Source organism: Cutibacterium sp. 37298 (assembly GCF_023838685.1).
Lineage (GTDB): Bacteria > Actinomycetota > Actinomycetes > Propionibacteriales > Propionibacteriaceae > Cutibacterium > Cutibacterium acnes.
In genome coordinates, this window is sequence record NZ_JAJNRJ010000001.1 from 334420 (window position 1) to 350470 (window position 16051).

At 60.1% G+C, this 16051-nt stretch carries 14 protein-coding genes and 1 pseudogene; 7 read left to right on the forward strand and 8 right to left on the reverse strand.

Features of this window, described 5'->3' with window-relative positions; translation table 11 throughout:
* Positions 1-40 precede the first annotated feature (40 nt).
* The gene (locus LRP59_RS01635) at positions 41-1294 is read right to left on the reverse strand and encodes a glycerate kinase (protein ID WP_002533181.1); all 1254 of its coding nucleotides are present in this window, start codon (positions 1292-1294) and stop codon (positions 41-43) included.
* A 5-nt stretch (positions 1295-1299) separates the two neighbouring features.
* On the opposite strand from LRP59_RS01635, the gene LRP59_RS01640 reads away from it, so the two are divergent.
* A complete protein-coding gene (locus LRP59_RS01640) occupies positions 1300-1554 on the forward strand; it encodes a hypothetical protein (protein WP_002512648.1) in 255 nt (84 codons plus the stop codon).
* An 81-nt stretch (positions 1555-1635) separates the two neighbouring features.
* The gene (locus tag LRP59_RS01645; protein WP_002531519.1) at positions 1636-3159 is read left to right on the forward strand and encodes a CCA tRNA nucleotidyltransferase; all 1524 of its coding nucleotides are present in this window, start codon (positions 1636-1638) and stop codon (positions 3157-3159) included.
* Here LRP59_RS01645 and LRP59_RS01650 read toward each other — a convergent pair.
* The gene (locus LRP59_RS01650; protein WP_002520866.1) at positions 3156-3422 is read right to left on the reverse strand and encodes a hypothetical protein; all 267 of its coding nucleotides are present in this window, start codon (positions 3420-3422) and stop codon (positions 3156-3158) included. The two genes, LRP59_RS01645 and LRP59_RS01650, sit on opposite strands and share 4 nt — an antisense overlap.
* Here LRP59_RS01650 and LRP59_RS01655 point away from each other — a divergent pair.
* Both LRP59_RS01655 and LRP59_RS01660 read left to right on the forward strand, forming a co-directional pair.
* Complete coding sequence (locus LRP59_RS01655) at positions 3421-5343, forward strand: DUF6049 family protein (RefSeq protein ID WP_002533182.1); 1923 nt, start codon at positions 3421-3423, stop codon at positions 5341-5343. The two genes, LRP59_RS01650 and LRP59_RS01655, sit on opposite strands and share 2 nt — an antisense overlap.
* 133 nt (positions 5344-5476) lie before the next feature.
* Entirely contained in the window at positions 5477-7222 is a 1746-nt protein-coding gene (locus LRP59_RS01660) for a protein kinase family protein (RefSeq protein WP_148378530.1), read from the forward strand.
* Between the two features lie 353 nt (positions 7223-7575).
* Here LRP59_RS01660 and glpK read toward each other — a convergent pair whose 3' ends face one another.
* Together glpK and LRP59_RS01670 are read right to left on the reverse strand one after the other, a co-directional pair.
* Positions 7576-9123 (reverse strand): glycerol kinase GlpK, encoded by a 1548-nt coding sequence (gene glpK, locus LRP59_RS01665; protein ID WP_002512652.1) that lies wholly within the window; start codon positions 9121-9123, stop codon positions 7576-7578.
* Positions 9124-9183: 60 nt separating this feature from the next.
* Entirely contained in the window at positions 9184-9936 is a 753-nt protein-coding gene (locus LRP59_RS01670; RefSeq protein ID WP_002512653.1) for an MIP/aquaporin family protein, read from the reverse strand.
* Positions 9937-10124: 188 nt separating this feature from the next.
* Between LRP59_RS01670 and LRP59_RS01675 the strand changes: the two genes are divergently transcribed.
* Complete coding sequence (locus tag LRP59_RS01675) at positions 10125-11072, forward strand: sugar-binding transcriptional regulator (protein ID WP_002517417.1); 948 nt, start codon at positions 10125-10127, stop codon at positions 11070-11072.
* 70 nt (positions 11073-11142) lie between these two features.
* On the opposite strand, the gene LRP59_RS01680 is transcribed toward LRP59_RS01675, so the two are convergent.
* Both LRP59_RS01680 and LRP59_RS01685 read right to left on the reverse strand, forming a co-directional pair.
* The gene (locus LRP59_RS01680) at positions 11143-12558 is read right to left on the reverse strand and encodes a S1C family serine protease (RefSeq protein WP_002512655.1); all 1416 of its coding nucleotides are present in this window, start codon (positions 12556-12558) and stop codon (positions 11143-11145) included.
* A 127-nt stretch (positions 12559-12685) separates the two neighbouring features.
* Positions 12686-13312 (reverse strand): annotated as a pseudogene (locus LRP59_RS01685) (alpha-L-arabinofuranosidase).
* On the opposite strand from LRP59_RS01685, the gene LRP59_RS01690 reads away from it, so the two are divergent.
* Positions 13214-13450 (forward strand): LacI family DNA-binding transcriptional regulator, encoded by a 237-nt coding sequence (locus LRP59_RS01690; protein ID WP_230613965.1) that lies wholly within the window; start codon positions 13214-13216, stop codon positions 13448-13450. The pseudogene LRP59_RS01685 and the gene LRP59_RS01690 sit on opposite strands and share 99 nt — an antisense overlap.
* 40 nt (positions 13451-13490) lie before the next feature.
* Positions 13491-14543: a thioredoxin-disulfide reductase gene (gene trxB / locus LRP59_RS01695; protein WP_002512657.1), complete on the forward strand. Its 1053-nt coding sequence runs from the start codon at positions 13491-13493 to the stop codon at positions 14541-14543.
* Between the two features lie 342 nt (positions 14544-14885).
* On the opposite strand, the gene LRP59_RS01700 is transcribed toward trxB, so the two are convergent.
* Together LRP59_RS01700 and LRP59_RS01705 are read right to left on the reverse strand one after the other, a co-directional pair.
* Positions 14886-15086: a hypothetical protein gene (locus LRP59_RS01700; RefSeq protein ID WP_074025663.1), complete on the reverse strand. Its 201-nt coding sequence runs from the start codon at positions 15084-15086 to the stop codon at positions 14886-14888.
* 47 nt (positions 15087-15133) lie between these two features.
* Positions 15134-15979, reverse strand: a complete 846-nt coding sequence (locus LRP59_RS01705) for an RluA family pseudouridine synthase (RefSeq protein WP_002512658.1) — start codon at positions 15977-15979, stop codon at positions 15134-15136.
* Between the last annotated feature and the right edge of the window lie 72 nt (positions 15980-16051).

Sequence of the window (16051 nt, forward strand, 5' to 3'; positions counted from 1 at the left end):
CGCCGCAGACGTCGGACGCTTTTCCGGCGGGTTCACCGGGTCAGCGACCGAGCTCCTCCCGCACCGCCTGCTCCACCGCCCGACTCAACAGCGGCCCAGCTTGGGCCATCGATGCCTCAACATCAGGCTCAATGTCGGACAAGCAGATGATACGCTCGAAAACACGACGCTTCTCCTCGGGCAGGTCGCACCTCCCACACACCGCCCATACCGGCACTCCTGCGTCGAGAGCAATCTTGCGGATCGTGTCGGGAAGCTTGCCTAGCAAGGTTTGCCCGTCAAGTCGACCCTCGCCAGTGACAACAAGTCCGGCCCCAGAGATTTTTGACACTGCTTTGGCCCATCCGAGCACTGCAGCTGCCCCCGGGCGGTATTTAGCTCCCAGACAGCGAAGCGCCCAACCAACTCCACCGGCGGCACCGGATCCCGGATCGCCCCGGTAAGTACTGCCGATAGCTGGTTCCATCAGGTCGGCAAGCCTGGTCAGACCGGTCTCAGCAACCGCGATGCCTTCGTGGTCCAAGCCCTTCTGAGGACCAAACACGGCAGCCGCACCTTCCGGTCCGAGCAACGGCGAGGTGACGTCACACGCAACTGTCAGCTCTACCCCCGACAATTTTCGATTGAGTCCGGATAGGTCGAGGCGTGTGAGTTCCGTCAACCCTGCTGCCCCAGGAGAAATTGGCGCGAGATTTTTGTCGAGCAGACGCACACCTAAGGCTTCCAACATTCCTGCGCCGCCATCAGTGGATGCTGACCCACCGACCCCAACGGTGATGTCGGTCGCCCCTTTACGCAGGGCGGCTGCGATGACCTCGCCAAGGCCGCGGCTGGATGCCACGAGGCCACGCCGGGGTGTCGGCGGCCCGGATACCCGGTCGGCCCTCTCTAGACCACAACAGGTAGCCATTTCAATGACAGCATGGCGGTCACGCATTGCGTAGTCGACTTCCGCGAGGTCTCCTGTGGCACCGTGACACTTGACGGTGACAGCATGACAACCGGCCGCTAGAACTGCCTCAACAGTCCCCTCCCCACCATCAGCAACCGGGATCGTGATGACCTCACGATCCGGATCAGCCGCAGAAAACCCTCGCCGGACTGCTCGACAAGCTTTCCCAGAGCTCAGTGAGCCTTTAAACGAGTCAACGGCTACGACGACCGGCGCATTCGGATCGGGACGCATGGTCTCAGCATGGCACGCCACCATGTCGTGGCTCGAAACCGGCTCCCCTATCTCGATGACCATTTCTCCCGCCTCGGGTCCCGTATCCTCACTCCTTCGCCCCGACATGCATAATGTCGGCACTTTTCGTCACAACCCGTAAACTCGGGGTCATGGTAAATCGCGCCTACCTGTCCCTGAGCGTTCTTGCCCTCGTGCTGTGGGTGGCCGCGTACCGTCATTTACCCGGCTGGGCAGCTGGGATAACGCTGGCGTGCATCGTGCTGTTCTCACTGTTCTGCGAGTGGTCGCGGGTGCGTACCCTGGCACGCATCGGCAAATCTCGCGGTACCGCTGCCCAGAGCTCGCGCGGTCGTAAGCTGTCCTGATCAGGCCCCCGGCAGCCTTTACGACACGACCGATCTGAATAAACCCTGTGGTGTTCCTACTACCCACCAGTCTCGACGCCAATGTCGCGTAGGCTATTTGCCGCCATGCCTGAAAAAAACATCAACAGCACCACCACGCTGCCCACTGTCCTGCGTCCTACCCCCGACGAATCCGGGATGACTGTGCCGCAGTTGCTCGAGCACCGCATCAATACGCTCTTCGAGCAGATCCCGCTGGTGGCCGAACTAGGTGAGGCCTTCGCACGGGCTGGTCACGATTTGTATCTCGTTGGTGGATCTGTTCGCGACGCCCTTATGGGCCGACTGGGTCACGACCTCGACTTCACGACCGATGCCCGCCCCGATGACACTGAGGCGATCCTACGCCAACACACCCACGCGACCTGGGATATCGGCCGAGCTTTCGGAACGATCGGCGCCCAGATTGACGATTGGGTGGTTGAGGTCACGACCTACCGCGCGGATGCTTACCATCCGGACTCACGCAAGCCCGAGATCGTCTACGGCGAGACCCTCGAGGATGACCTTATTCGCCGCGACTTCACTGTCAATGCGATGGCCCTTCATGCCGCTACCCGAACCTTCTCGGATCCTTACGCAGGCCTGACCGACATCGTGTCGGGAATTTTGCGCACCCCCTTCCCTCCGGAGCGGTCTTTCAGTGACGATCCTCTCCGGATGATGCGGGCGGCACGTTTCACCTCTCAGCTGGGTTTTACCGTCACGAACGAGGTACGTGCCGCCATGACCGACATGGCCTCTCGCATCGAGATCATCTCAGCCGAGCGTGTTCGCGATGAGCTCTCCAAGACTCTCCTCACTGACCACCCCCGTGAGGGACTGGACCTCCTCGTGACTACGAGGATTGCCGACTATGTACTCCCCGAACTCCCCGCACTGCGTCTCGAGCGCGACGAGCACCACCGTCACAAAGATGTCTATGAACACTCCTTAACGGTTTTGGACCAGTCGATCGACCTAGAGAAACGTCGCGGCCACGATCCGGACCTCACGGGTCGTCTGGCGGCCCTGCTGCACGACATCGGTAAGCCCTCGACGCGCAAGTTCGAGCCCGGCGGCAAGGTGAGCTTCCATCACCACGACATCGTCGGGGCGAAGATGGCACGCAAACGCCTTAAAGCCCTCATCTACCCCAGCCAGGTCGTCAAGGAGGTATCCAAGCTCGTCGAATTGCACCTGCGCTTCCACGGCTACGGTGATCAAGGTTGGACTGACTCGGCGGTTCGTCGTTATGTTCGAGACGCCGGCGACCAACTGGAGCGCCTCCATATCCTCACCCGATCTGACTGCACGACTCGCAATCGGCGCAAAGCCGAGCGGCTGGAATTCGCCTATGACGATCTTGAGGCGCGCATCGCCAATTTGACCGCTAAGGAGGAGCTCGCCGCCATTCGACCCGACCTCGACGGCCAGCAAATTATGGCGACCTTAGATATCAAGCCGGGACCAGAGGTTGGCAAGGCGTACAAATTCCTGCTCAACCTTCGCCTGGATGAAGGCCCGCATACTCTCGACGAGGCGAAAAACGCACTGCTGGCCTGGTGGGCCACGCAGGATCGCTAAACCTTTCTGATGGTCACAGCTGAAGCAGGTCGGCCAACTACCATGACAGACGTGCCTTCTCCTTCCCGCCTTCGCCCAGCCGCCTGGCTACTAGGCCTGTTGATAGTTTTGGCGACCGTTGTGACGGGATCATCCCCTGCCCAGGCGCGCACCGCCTCCGAGTTAGTCAAGGTGGCGATTACCTCCGTCACGCCGCCGACGGGTGATCCCAAAACTCCCATCACGATTAAAGGGACGGTCACGAACACCTCCTCGGTGTCCATGACGTGGGTACAGGCGTCTTTTTGGCGTTCCCAGGACGAGATCAACGACACTCGGGACCTCTCTGACCTCCTCGCTTCCCCGGCTACCGTGCCAGTGGGGATGCGCTGGTTCCGCGAGCCGAAAGAGGCGTCAATTTTTAACATCACGGACCCCGAGGCCAACCAGACCTTTAAGCCAGGAGACACCGGGTCGTTCACCGTCACCGGTACACCCGCTCAGATGGGTCTGACGACGCCAAATGCTGTCTATGCAGTCGGGGTTCACGTACAGGCGTCCCCGGGAAATCAACCGCGGAGAACCGTCGGACGAGCACGGGTACTCACGGTGCTCTCGGACGCTCACACCAGCGCAAATCTGGCCCCTGTTATCGTGCTGTCCGCCCCACCCTCGCGACGCATTGACGGTACCTTCACCGACGAATCCCTATCCGATGACATCACCCGCCGGTTGAAACCCCTCGCCGAGGCAGCACATACCCGCAATGCCACCGTGCTCGTTGATCCGAGTCTTATCGACGAAGTTCGTGCCATGGCGTCGGGTTATCTGGTAGCTGGCAAGGGCTCACACACTGTCGCCGGAACTGGCCAAGAGCAAGCCAAGGAGTGGCTCAATCTCGTCGAGCCTCTCTTATCGTCAGGCCGGGCATATCGCCTGCCCTACGGAAATGCTGACGTCATCGGGGCCGCCCGGCAAGGACGCTCCAGTCTTTTACTGACGGTTAAGCACGCCGTCGACCCTTCCAACCCCGCAGCGCATTTGCCCTTAGCTATCATCGATCCCACCGCTGAACTGGACAATTCGTCGCTCAAAACCTTGGCTAAAGAGCTCTCCCCCTCCGTCATACTGACTTGCGCAGCATCAGTTCGTAAGGGGGTTCGTGAGGACTTTGGGGTGAAGATCATCGGGTTGGCCAACACGGTCCGAACCGGCGGCCATCCCCAATCAAACAGTGATTCTCAGCGACGCGGAATGCTGCTGTCCCAAGCCCTCCTCATGACTCGTGAGTCGATCCCTGCTGTCACCCTCGTGACCACCGTGAACGACGTTCGGGCCACTGCTCCCATCGGCTGGCTCCACCTGCAGAACCTGTCGACAATTCTCAACGGGGCTAAGCCAGTGCTACACCTGCCAGAAAGTCATGCCGGAAACACGATCCTCAAAGATTCGTGGTGGCAAATCCAGCACGACGTGGGCGTTGATGCTGACGGCTGGTCAGATTTGGTCGGGGCCTCGCCGGAGACGGCTTCTTTGACCTCGGCGAAATTTGTCAGCCGGACGCTGTCGGCGTCACTCAAGGACCGGGAGGCGTGGGCTACCGACGTTATGCGCCCGGCGTCGGAGGTCATTGCCGGTAACGGTCTGGTCCTGCACTCGGCATCCCATTTTGTGATGTCGTCGTCACGTAACGAATTCCCACTCACGATCACGAACTCGCTAGCGCAGACGGTTCATGTCAAGGTCGTAGTCACTTCAGAAAACCCGCAACGCATTGACATCCCAGACACCCAGGTTGTTGCGATACAGCCCAAAGAAACGCAAACCATCAAGTTTGCTCCGAAAGCGAGTTCAAACGGTGTCGTTGAGATGCAGGCTCACCTGTCGACTCCGTCGGGACGGCTCCTGGGTTCTCAGTCAACTTTCGTCGTCAAAGCTACCCAAATGGATGATGTGGGCTGGATCATCATCGTCGTGTCGGCATTGGTGCTTATCATCGCGACGGTGCTGAGAATCCGACAAGTGACGGCAAATTCCCAGCGCGGCACCGAGACCGCAGCCCGAGATGCTAAGCAACCTGCAACGAAGCTTGATGACATTTCTGACAGCACGCCAGCCACCCCTGCACAACAGGATCAGGAAGCAGCCTCAAGTGACGATTCTGCACGGAGCTCTCACACCGACACTCGCGACCTCACCGCGTGACAATCCCAGAGTTCCAGGCCCGGATCGGTATCGTTGAGGATGCACAGTCGGATCGATCGGGTAGGAGGTGGCAGTGTCTTTCGAAGACCCCGCCGACCGCTACCGCGATCCATATGACTCGGGCTCCTATGAGATAAACAAACTTCCTCACCTCTCCGCGGGGTCTTTTCTGGGCGGGCGTTACCGTCTCGACCAAGAGATTTCATGTCCGGAGCCTTCGCTTACATGGCGGGCCTTCGACACTAAGCTGCACCGCCCGGTTCTTATCTACGCCCTGGCCCCACATGGTCGTCGCACCCCTGCTGTCCTTGACGCTGCTAGGCGCGCCGCTGTTGCTACCGATTCGCGCTTTTTACGGGTCCTTGACGCTGTCGTCGCCGGGCCGGGAGAACCAGCCTCGTGGGTCGTCAGTGAATACGCACCTGGCAAGTTGATCGAGGAGCTGCTAGAAACCGGCCCGCTGTCAGCGCTGGAGGCGGCGTGGATCGCCCATGAGATCGCTGATGCTATGGCCCCGTTACACGCCCAGGGGATCTTCCATGAACGCATCAGCCCCGGGACCATCCTGGTCACCTCAACAGGGAACCTTAAGATCAGTGGTCTCCTCATTGGGGCCGCATTGCATCCCCGGCCGGGGGATATTTCTCGCTCTTGGCCGGACCGCGAAGTCGCTGACGTGACGGATATTGGTCGCGTTCTCTACGCCTGCCTAGTATCTCGATGGCCCAACGGACAGGGGCACCGACCTTTCGTGGAACCGGCGACGGCCATGTCGTGGGGGCTGCCACCGGCACCTACAGATGCTCATGACTGGCTCACCCCGTGTGAGGTGCGAGCCGGGGTCTCCCCCGCCCTCGACGTCCTTTGTGACCAAATCCTCTCGCGGGTTCCTCACTATGACGAGGTCCCATTGCGTACAGCCAACGAGATCGCGCAGTCTCTAGGGCGGACCCTAGGATCCGCCGATGTCGCCGCTGACTTGGAGCGCCGCATCCGTTTCCCCGTAGGTCAGACGTCTCGGACCGAAGAAGACCCGTGGTGGTCAGACGAATCCTCGGTGTCGATGGCACCGCAGGACCCCGATGAACTTGAGCGAGCTGAAGAATACGGTCCTGATGAGGAGGGTTACTGGTCTCCGGAAGCTGCTGCCGGCGAATGGGGCCGTCACCCAGGGCCGTTACCATGGTCGGGCCGTAACGACCCTCACGCCACTCAGCTACCCTCTCAGGACTGGTCCACCGACGCTGAAGACGAGCCGGTATTCGCGAAAGCCCGTCCACATAACCGGCGCTGGCCACCGATCCTCGTGGCTGTAACGGCTGTGGTCATGGTTGTGTGTCTCATCGCTGTCGGGATGCGCCACTCCGACAGCGGCGCCTCACAAACGTCCAGTAATCCGACAACTGTCAAGCTGACGCATGCTCAGGAGTTTGATCCTTCCGAGGACGGTGGCGACGCCAAGGAGAACCATAACCAGGTGAAGTTCGCTATCGACGGTAACCCATCGACAGCGTGGCACACCGTCGTTTATCGCAACTCGGCGAAGCTCGGGAATCTTAAGCCCGGGGTCGGACTCGTCGTCGACTTGGGCCGAATCACGAAGGTCACCTCGGTCATGGTACGGCTGGTGGGTTCCGGTACGGATATCTCGCTATGGGAGCCGACGCATGACGTGTCCTCGGATCAGCCGCCGATGAAGACGATCAAGGAGTGGACGCGCGTCGCGGCGGTGACGGGGGCTGGGAAGATCGTGACGTTGAAACCGTCGAAGAATACAAAGACCAGGCACCTTTTGGTGTACCTGACCGAGCTTCCTGCGAAATCAGCTACCCGGTTTCAGGGCGGGATCGCTGATATTACAGTCATCGGCTCCCCATGAGGTTTGAGGCGTCCCGCTCCGGCTGACGCATCCCAACGCGGCCACGTGGCCACAGCCGCGTCGGCCCATGCACTTGGTCTGCAACCCTGACCACACGCCGCCCCGTACAAAAATTCCCGCCCCACGAATACATCCAGCCCAGGATTTCCCGACCCCTACCCGAGTCGGCATTTTTCGTCACGGGTAGCTGCCATGTTCGGCTCGTGACGCAACGGGATCTATGAGGCAACCGAATCGATGCAGCGAGGCGAACCACGTGCCCGGCAACGATACAAAGAACTGAACGCAGTGGTGCCCCGCGCTCAAAGGCACGGGGCACCACCTATCAACGGTTCATCAGGATCAGAGCAAGATCACTCCTTGACGTCGTCGTCCACCCAGTCGAAGGTCTTAGTGACGGCCTTCTTCCAGTTGCGGAACAGACGCTCGCGCTCACTCTCGTCCATCTTAGGCTCCCAGCGCTTGTCCTCGGCCCAGTTGTCGGTGACGTCATTTTCGCCCTCCCAGAAACCGACAGCGATGCCAGCGGCGTAGGCGGCGCCCAGAGCGGTGGTCTCGGCGACCACGGGGCGAACCACCGGCACATTAACCTGGTCGGCCTGGAACTGCATGAGGGTTTCGTTGGCGGTCATGCCACCGTCGACGCGCAGCTCCGTCAGCGGCACACCGGAATCGGCGTTCATAGCCTCAAGAACCTCGCGAGTCTGGAAGGCGGTCGACTCGAGCACGGCGCGGGCAATGTGGCCACGGTTGACGTAGCGAGTCAGGCCCACGAGGGCGCCACGGGCATCCGGACGCCAGTACGGCGCGAACAGGCCAGAGAAGGCCGGCACAAAGTAGGCGCCACCATTGTCCTCGACGGTGTTGGCGAGGGCTTCGATTTGCGGGGCGGTCTCGAACATCTTGAGGTTGTCGCGCAGCCACTGTACCAGCGATCCAGCGACGGCGATCGAACCTTCCAGGGCATAGACGGTGGGCTGGTCACCAATCTTGTAGCAGACGGTGGTCAGCAGACCGTTCTCGGAGAAGATGGCCTCCTCACCTGTGTTCATGAGCATGAAGCAGCCGGTGCCGTACGTGTTCTTCGCCATGCCCTTTTGGAAGCAAGCCTGGCCAAAGGTGGCGGCCTGCTGATCGCCAAGAATGCCGGAGATCGGGGTATCGATCAGCAGGCCGTTCTTGCGACCATAGCCGTAGATCTCGGAGGAGGACTTGATCTCAGGAAGCATGGACTTTGGAATTCCCATGACCTCGCACATCGAGTCGTCCCACTGCAGCTTTCGGACGTCCATGAGCATGGTTCGGGACGCGTTGGTCGGATCGGTGATGTGCACGCCACCGTTAGTACCGCCAGTCAGGTTCCACAGCACCCAAGTGTCCATGTTACCGAAGAGCAGATCGCCGGCCTCGGCCCTCGCACGGGCTCCCTCAACGTTGTCGAGAATCCATTTGACCTTCGGGCCAGAGAAATAGGTCGACAGGCCCAGACCACAGATCTCCTTGTAGCGGTCGGCGCCCTTGTCACCAGCTAGTTCGTTACAGATCTTTTGAGTGCGCGTGTCCTGCCACACGATGGCGTTATAAACCGGCTCACCGGTGTTCTTGTCCCACACCACTGCGGTCTCGCGCTGGTTGGTGATACCAGCAGCAGCCAGCTGGTGGCGGTTGATGTTGGCCTTGGTCAGGGCGAGCCCAACGACGTCGCGAACGGCCTCCCAGATCTCGATCGGGTCATGCTCAACCCATCCAGCACGCGGGAAGATCTGCTCGAACTCCTGCTGGCCAACGGCCACGATCTGGCCGGCGTGGTTAAAGATGATGGCACGGGCGGAAGTAGTGCCCTCGTCAATGGCGAGTACAAACTTCTCATCGCTCATGTTGGTTGCCTTTCTTATCTGCATTGACGTGTCTGACACATTACGGCTGACGCGCAATCAGTGTGTCACGAGAGGTATTCCCACTCACCAGAAAATGGAGTAGGTGAGAGCGGCCAGGACAGCGCCGATCATCGGGCCAACGACCGGGACCCAGGCATATCCCCAATCGCTGTCACCCTTGCCCTTGATCGGCAAAACGGCGTGGGCGATACGGGGAGAGAGGTCACGGGCCGGGTTGATGGCATATCCGGTGGGGCCACCAAGGGACGCACCGATGGAGACAATGAGCAAACCGACAGCCAGGGGGCCAATTTTCACTCCCTGGGTGAAGCCGGAGAGGATGACCCACAGCACAAGGACCCAGGTGCCGATGGCCTCAGTAATGGTATTCCACAGCGGATTGCGAATCTCAGGACCGGTAGCGAAAGTGCCGAGCTTGAGGGCGGGGTCGCAATCCTCGTCATAGTGCTGTTTGTACGCCAGCCAGCACAGCACCGCACCGACAAAGGCACCGGCGAACTGGGCGAGGATGTAGATCGTGATGTTGCCAGCCGTAGCAGGGATACCAGGGGCCAGATCCTTGCCGGCGATGGCCAGACCGACGGTCACAGCCGGATTCAGATGCCCACCGGTCTTGTAAGCGGCGTAAACACCGAACATCACGCCGAAGCCCCATCCCCAGTTAATCTGGAGGGAACCGGGGGCGTTAGCGTGGCCCTTGCTCTTGGGAAGGAGGTTATTGGCGACGACGCCACAACCCAGGAGAATGAGGATCAAGGTGCCCAAGAACTCCGACCCGAAGATCGTTGCACCGGGCACCGCGGTTTCGAGAAGCATGAAGACTCCTTCGTCGTGGTGTCATCCGTTGACACCGGTTTACTCGCCGGTGGCAGTCGATCCCGTAGAATTTAGGAACGGGGACCGTCGTCCCGCCCCCCATCGGGGTCGGACGTAGCTCACAGTCAAACATCAAGGGCCCCACGGATTCGCGATTCTGCACTCATGTGCATGGCAAGGGGGGAGGCATGAACGAATTGTCCAATGATGTATGGACAGCTGCGTCCATGTATTACATGCAGGGCGAGACAATGGATGCCATCGCCAGCCATCTCGGTACATCTCGCTCGACCGTATCTCGACTTCTCAAGCAGGCACGTCTGTCCGGAGTTGTGCGCATCACTTTGTCCGAGCCAACGGGGCTACGAAGCGGACTGGATTCCACCCTGACGAGGATGTTCGGGGTAAATACCACGGTTGTGCCCGTGAAATCAGGAACCACCGAGATCCACCGCCTCGATCAAGTCGCCAGGATCGCGGGACAGATGGTGACAGATATGGTCGAGGACAATTCCGCCGTCGGTATCGCCTGGGGCACAACCCTTGATGCCGTCACCCACTACGTAGTGCCTAAAGACGTCAAAGGGGTCAGCGTCGTCCAGATGAATGGGTCGGCAAACCCCGCTAGTTCGGGAATCCCCTACGTCGGATCGATCCTGTCAAGAATGGCTGCTGCATTTGGTGGCGAGGTTATCCATTTCCCGGTCCCAACCTTCTTCGACAGTGCGTCAACAAAGGCCGCAATGTGGCAAGAACGTTCCGTTCAGGCCGTCCTTAAAGCACATCGAGAGCTCGATCTTGCTGTTTTTAGCGTCGGAGCCCTTGACAGCCCGGTCCCCTCCCACGTCTATTCAGCGGGTTACATGACCGATGAGGAAAAGGCGAATTTGGTACATGCTGGAGTCGTCGGTGACGTCAACACCGTCTTCCTCAAGGCTGACGGTGCTTACGACGTCGAGTTCAACAAGAGAGCAACCGGATTAGCCCCCTTCCAATTACAGCGCATACCGCGTCGGCTCTGCGTCGTCGCTGGGCGCGCCAAGGCCGTCGGACTGCTGGCTGCCCTGCGCGCCAGAGTTGCAACTGACCTCGTCGTTGATGACGCCACTGCCCGAGCGGTCCTCGACCTCATGTGAGAGCGCAGGTAGAAATTCAAACTCTCCGCAGCACATCGGCTGCGGAGAGTTGGTTGTGTTACTGCCAAAATCAAGCCTTCGCCGTGCCCATTGTCACGTCAACCGTCCCCTCCTGGGAACCACGGATATAACTGATTTTCGCCTTCTGCCCAGCTTTGAACGAACGAATAAGACCTACTAGAGACTCCCCCGAGGCGATATCAGTGTCGTCAATCCTGGTGATGACGTCGCCTCGGCGCAAACCGGCCTTGCCGGCAGCCGAACTCGGAATGACCGTCGCGATTCCGGCACCCCGAACCTTGACACCAGCCTTAACTGCAGCCGCGTCACGAACCGAGATGCCTAGGAAAGCGTGAGTGACCTTGCCGGTCCGGATGATCTGGTCGGCAACCGACTTGGCCAAATTCGATGGGATGGCGAACCCGATGCCGATATTGCCCGACTGGGAGCGGTCCGCCGACGGCAAACTGGCGATTGAGGAGTTGATGCCGACGAGTTCACCATTGGCATTGACCAGCGCACCCCCGGAATTGCCTGGGTTAATCGCGGCGCTGGTCTGGATGGCATTGGTGACGACGACCCCCGACGAGGAATCATATGACCCCAACACGTCATCTGAGTCATCGCGGCTCATGGTCGTGACCGGGCGGTTAAGAGCGCTAATGATGCCGGTCGTCACCGATCCGGACAGTCCTAGCGGGTTACCAACAGCCATGACCGGGGCACCGACGGTCAGCTTGCTGGAATTGGCGAACCTCATCGGCTTCATGGATTCGGGCGGATTCGTTACCCGGATGACAGCCAGGTCAGTTGATGGATCACTACCCACCACCTTGGCGTCATACGTCTTGTTGCCCATAGATACCGTCAGTTGACCGCCGGATGCGGCGTCAGAGACGACGTGATTGTTGGTGACGATGTCGCCGTTGGAATCGACGACGACACCGGACCCCTCGCCGCCCCCATTGCCGGTCGTCACGGTGATAGAGACCACCGAGTTCGAGATGGCGGAGGCAGTGGCCGTCCAGTCCGGAGCAGATGACGATCCCTGAACAACCTTGGTAACGGTATTCGGGGCGGCAGACTTTGTGGCCACGGCAGGAGTGTCATTTTTTGTCAAGGAACGATCGACAAGACCACCTGAGACTCCACCCACGGCCGCGGCTAGCAGCGCAGCAAGGACAATAGTCTCGCCTCGGAAACCCTTGCGGCCCGATCGAGACGAGGGCTGCGGCGAGCCGGCATTTTTGTTACCAAGGTTCGGATCAATAGCAGTGGGCTGTTCAGATGATTCCCACGGCTGCCGTTGGGTAGTCGGCGAATCTCCCGAACTAGACCGGGTATCGTCACTGTGCGACCAATATGACTCCTGTGCCCAGCCCTGACGGGCATCCTCAGAGTGCGAGGAATATCCGCCCTCGGCGCTAGCACGCGGGAAAGAATTAGGTTCACGAGGCTCTTGGGGACCATTCGTCGACTCACTCATGACTTCCAGTGTCCACGATCCCGTCAAGTGTTCACCCGATCGCCGAGGGAAACATGCTGTCGGCGGAGAGGGAACGACGCTGTAGTGGCACGCGACCGGCCAACCCCATCCGACCATGGTCAGGTAACTAACAGGAGAGATTAGTCCGGGGGTCCGAATCCCGGTGCACGACGATGCGGGTCCTGCCGACAGCAACCACGCCGAGACGGATCAAGCCGTCGTCGATCGGTTCGTAGTAGGCGTGGCCGACACCAGGTCCAGGCTGTCGAATGCGACATCGGCGACGATGCGCTCCCGGCGCCCGAAGATGGGCATGGAGCGGTCCGAGGAACCACAGGTAGCCACAATGGGATTGTCGTCGAAGCGGTGGGAAGCGTTGGACACCTCGGTCACGGTCCGGGCGTATTCCTCAGGTGTCTTGTGGCCCATCTGCCACGGCCCGTCCATCTCATTGCCGAGGCCCTATTGCTGACACGCCAGGGATCCTCCCAGCCGTGGCTTCTGTGCAACGTTGCCATAGGTTATAACAACGATATAAAGAGAGGTGCAAAGCCCGCTTCACACGTCGTTCCCCTGACATTGCTGAACCCCCGCTGAAGATCATAAGATCCTGGCCATGACAGCGCGCCTTGTGGATGTTGCCAAAGCAGCCGGGATGCCCGTCAACACTGTTTCTAACGTTGTACATGAGAGTCCCCACGTACACCCTGACACTCGTGCTCGGGTACAGCACCTCATCAAGATCGGCTGCCATCGAATTGCGGCAATCGGAAGCGGACCAACCAGGAATCGACGTCCCCATACCGTGGCACCTCGTCATGAAAGAGAGCACCGGAAGCCCCACGCCGGGCGTACAAACCTCCGGGAATGCCGTAACAGCTTCATGCGCTAAATAGGTTGATCCCCGAACCAGTCACTAACCAGGAGACGCCATGACCACTCAGGCCCTTGCACCCAACACTATCCTCGGCAACATTTCGCTGTCCGATCCCTCGGAAATCGACACCACCCAGCCCTTCCCTGAGACCGTCGGCGCCGACACCCACGGTAATGACGAGCCGCGCGACGTCATCATCGTAGGGTCTGGGCCAGCCGGATACACCGCCGCTGTCTACACCGCCCGCGCCGGACTGAAGCCGCTGGTATTTGAAGGGTCAATGGATGCCGGCGGCGCCCTCATGCAGACCACCGAGGTCGAAAACTACCCGGGCTTCTCCGAGGGGATCATGGGCCCCGACCTCATGGCGCAGATGCGTGCCCAGGCCGAACGGTTCGGAGCCGAGCTCATCGCCGACGACGTCACCGATATCGACCTCACCGGTGAGATCAAGAAGCTCGTCGACACTGACGGAAACACCTACAGGGCGCGCGTTGTTATCCTCGCCATGGGATCGGCCTACCGCAAACTCGGACTTGAGGATGAGCCTCGGTTGTCCGGGCGCGGCGTGTCGTGGTGCGCCACTTGTGACGGGTTCTTCTTCACCGGCAAAGACATCGCCGTCGTTGGTGGCGGTGACTCCGCGGTTGAGGAGGCCACTTTCCTCACCCGGTTCGCCAACTCGGTGACCCTTGTGCATCGCCGCGACCAATTGCGCGCCTCTCAGATCATGGCCGACCGTGCCGCAGCCGACCCCAAGATCACCTTCGCGTGGAATAGCGAGATCGTCGCCATGCAGGGCGAGTCGAAGCTCGAGTCGATCACCCTGCGAGACACCAAAACCGGCGAGGAGCGTCAACTCGAAGTTGCCGGCGTTTTTGAGGCCATCGGCCATGACCCGCGCTCCGAACTGGTGCGCGGCCAGGTCGATCTGGACGATGCCGGCTACGTCGTGTGCGCTGAGCCGTCCACCCGCACCAATGTGCCGGGAGTTTTCGCCTGCGGCGACCTGGTCGACTCCCACTACCAACAAGCCGTCACCGCGGCCGGGTCCGGGTGCCGCGCTGCCCTAGACGCCGAAAGGTTCCTCACTGAACTAGGTCGCTGAGGCACTCGACAGTTTTCGCCGCACCACCCGCGCGCAAGGTAGTGCGGTGACATGCTGTCCGGATGCCATGGACGCGACGTGGCATAGGTAAGCGGCATGCGGCGCAGGTTTCTTCTCGCTGTCTCTTTCCCCCCTGACGTTTTTCGTCAGGTCACGACGGGTCGGGGCATCGCTGAGCCCTTGACCAACCTGACCCGGGACAATTGCCGGCCAGACGATGTCGTAACGTGCATGTCGTGCGGCAGAGCACCATGCCCCGGTACTGGCCCCACCTCCGACACTGAATCCCTCGATACTGAGCCATCCCTGAACCAACCCCATATCTTCACGTGACGATTTCTGTCAGCCCCCGAAGGTCTCAAGCACCCCAGTGGCACCGCTCCCCACGTATCGGAAAAAATAACCACGGGTTGGCAGTTCACCCACGCTGAGCGAGACCCACTGCGGGGAGAATGGGTACGGCCGGCGGGAAATCAGGGCAGGCACATAGGCAGTGACAGGCCCGGTACGTGGGGCGGCGCTTGAAAAATGGCCAGAACACAGACAAACCCCATGTCGGTTGGCATCACGTCAGGGGCATGACTTTGCCCTCACTGCCAAGCGGCTAACCCTAATCTCGAGGTGAAGGCTCTCGGGTCGCCGGAGACGGGGTCGGTAAATCCCATCCGCCACGCCTGCAACTGCAAAGGATGGGTGAAATCATCGACTGGGATGTCGAGAACTACCGGGTAAAAGGGGTCATTCACAATTGGAGCGCCCAAACGTTGCATGTGGAGACGAATTTGGTGGGTGCGACCAGTCCGAGGGCTCGCCTCGTACAGCCCCCACCCGCCGTGCTCACCGATCAGCGCAATATCGGTGACAGTATTCGGTACGCCGGGAACTTCACGTGCCTGCAAAATCCCCCGCTCCTTAATAATCCGGGACCTCACCTGCCAGCCACTTTTTGTCGCGGTAACCCCCTCCCCAGCTGGATCGTGCACCACGGGTGCCACCAACCGATACTTTTTGACGACCTCACGACGCTCGAATATCTCTTGGTACGGGCGACGCCATTTTCGCTCCCGGGTCAGCAGTAACACTCCAGCGGTAACACGATCGAGGCGGTGAGCGACCGTTAGTTCTGGCAGCCCCAATTGGGTGCGCAGTCGAACAACAACCGATTCGAGCACATGGCGGCCCCGCGGGATCGAGGACAGGAAATGCGGCTTGTCTACCACAAGAATGCGTTCATCGGAATAGAGAATGCCGATCCCGGCCGGAACGGGAGTCTCTGTAGGCAGGTCTCGGTGGAAGAAAACGAAGGTCTGCGGGGTGAAGGGGGAATCCCGCCGGAAAGTACGCCCTGACTCGTCGACGAACCTTCCCTCATCGAGCATCTCATCAACACGCTGCCCACCCACCTTCGGGAGCTTCTCGACTAGGTATTCCCGCATGGTAGACCAGGGCCAGCCATCGACTCCACGCTCAGTTGCCAACCGACGGCACGCCCCATGATCGGGGGTGTG

Coding starts and splice junctions, on each gene's coding strand:
- LRP59_RS01635 (WP_002533181.1), bottom strand. CDS start 1,294: ATGTCGGGGCGAAGGAGTGAGGATACGGGACCCGAGGCGGGAGAAATG.
- LRP59_RS01640 (WP_002512648.1), top strand. CDS start 1,300: ATGTCGGCACTTTTCGTCACAACCCGTAAACTCGGGGTCATGGTAAAT.
- LRP59_RS01645 (WP_002531519.1), top strand. CDS start 1,636: ATGTCGCGTAGGCTATTTGCCGCCATGCCTGAAAAAAACATCAACAGC.
- LRP59_RS01655 (WP_002533182.1), top strand. CDS start 3,421: ATGACGTGGGTACAGGCGTCTTTTTGGCGTTCCCAGGACGAGATCAAC.
- LRP59_RS01650 (WP_002520866.1), bottom strand. CDS start 3,422: ATGGACACCGAGGAGGTGTTCGTGACCGTCCCTTTAATCGTGATGGGA.
- glpK (WP_002512652.1), bottom strand. CDS start 9,123: ATGCAGATAAGAAAGGCAACCAACATGAGCGATGAGAAGTTTGTACTC.
- LRP59_RS01670 (WP_002512653.1), bottom strand. CDS start 9,936: ATGCTTCTCGAAACCGCGGTGCCCGGTGCAACGATCTTCGGGTCGGAG.
- LRP59_RS01675 (WP_002517417.1), top strand. CDS start 10,125: ATGAACGAATTGTCCAATGATGTATGGACAGCTGCGTCCATGTATTAC.
- LRP59_RS01680 (WP_002512655.1), bottom strand. CDS start 12,558: ATGAGTGAGTCGACGAATGGTCCCCAAGAGCCTCGTGAACCTAATTCT.
- LRP59_RS01690 (WP_230613965.1), top strand. CDS start 13,214: ATGCCCGTCAACACTGTTTCTAACGTTGTACATGAGAGTCCCCACGTA.
- trxB (WP_002512657.1), top strand. CDS start 13,491: ATGACCACTCAGGCCCTTGCACCCAACACTATCCTCGGCAACATTTCG.
- LRP59_RS01705 (WP_002512658.1), bottom strand. CDS start 15,979: ATGCGGGAATACCTAGTCGAGAAGCTCCCGAAGGTGGGTGGGCAGCGT.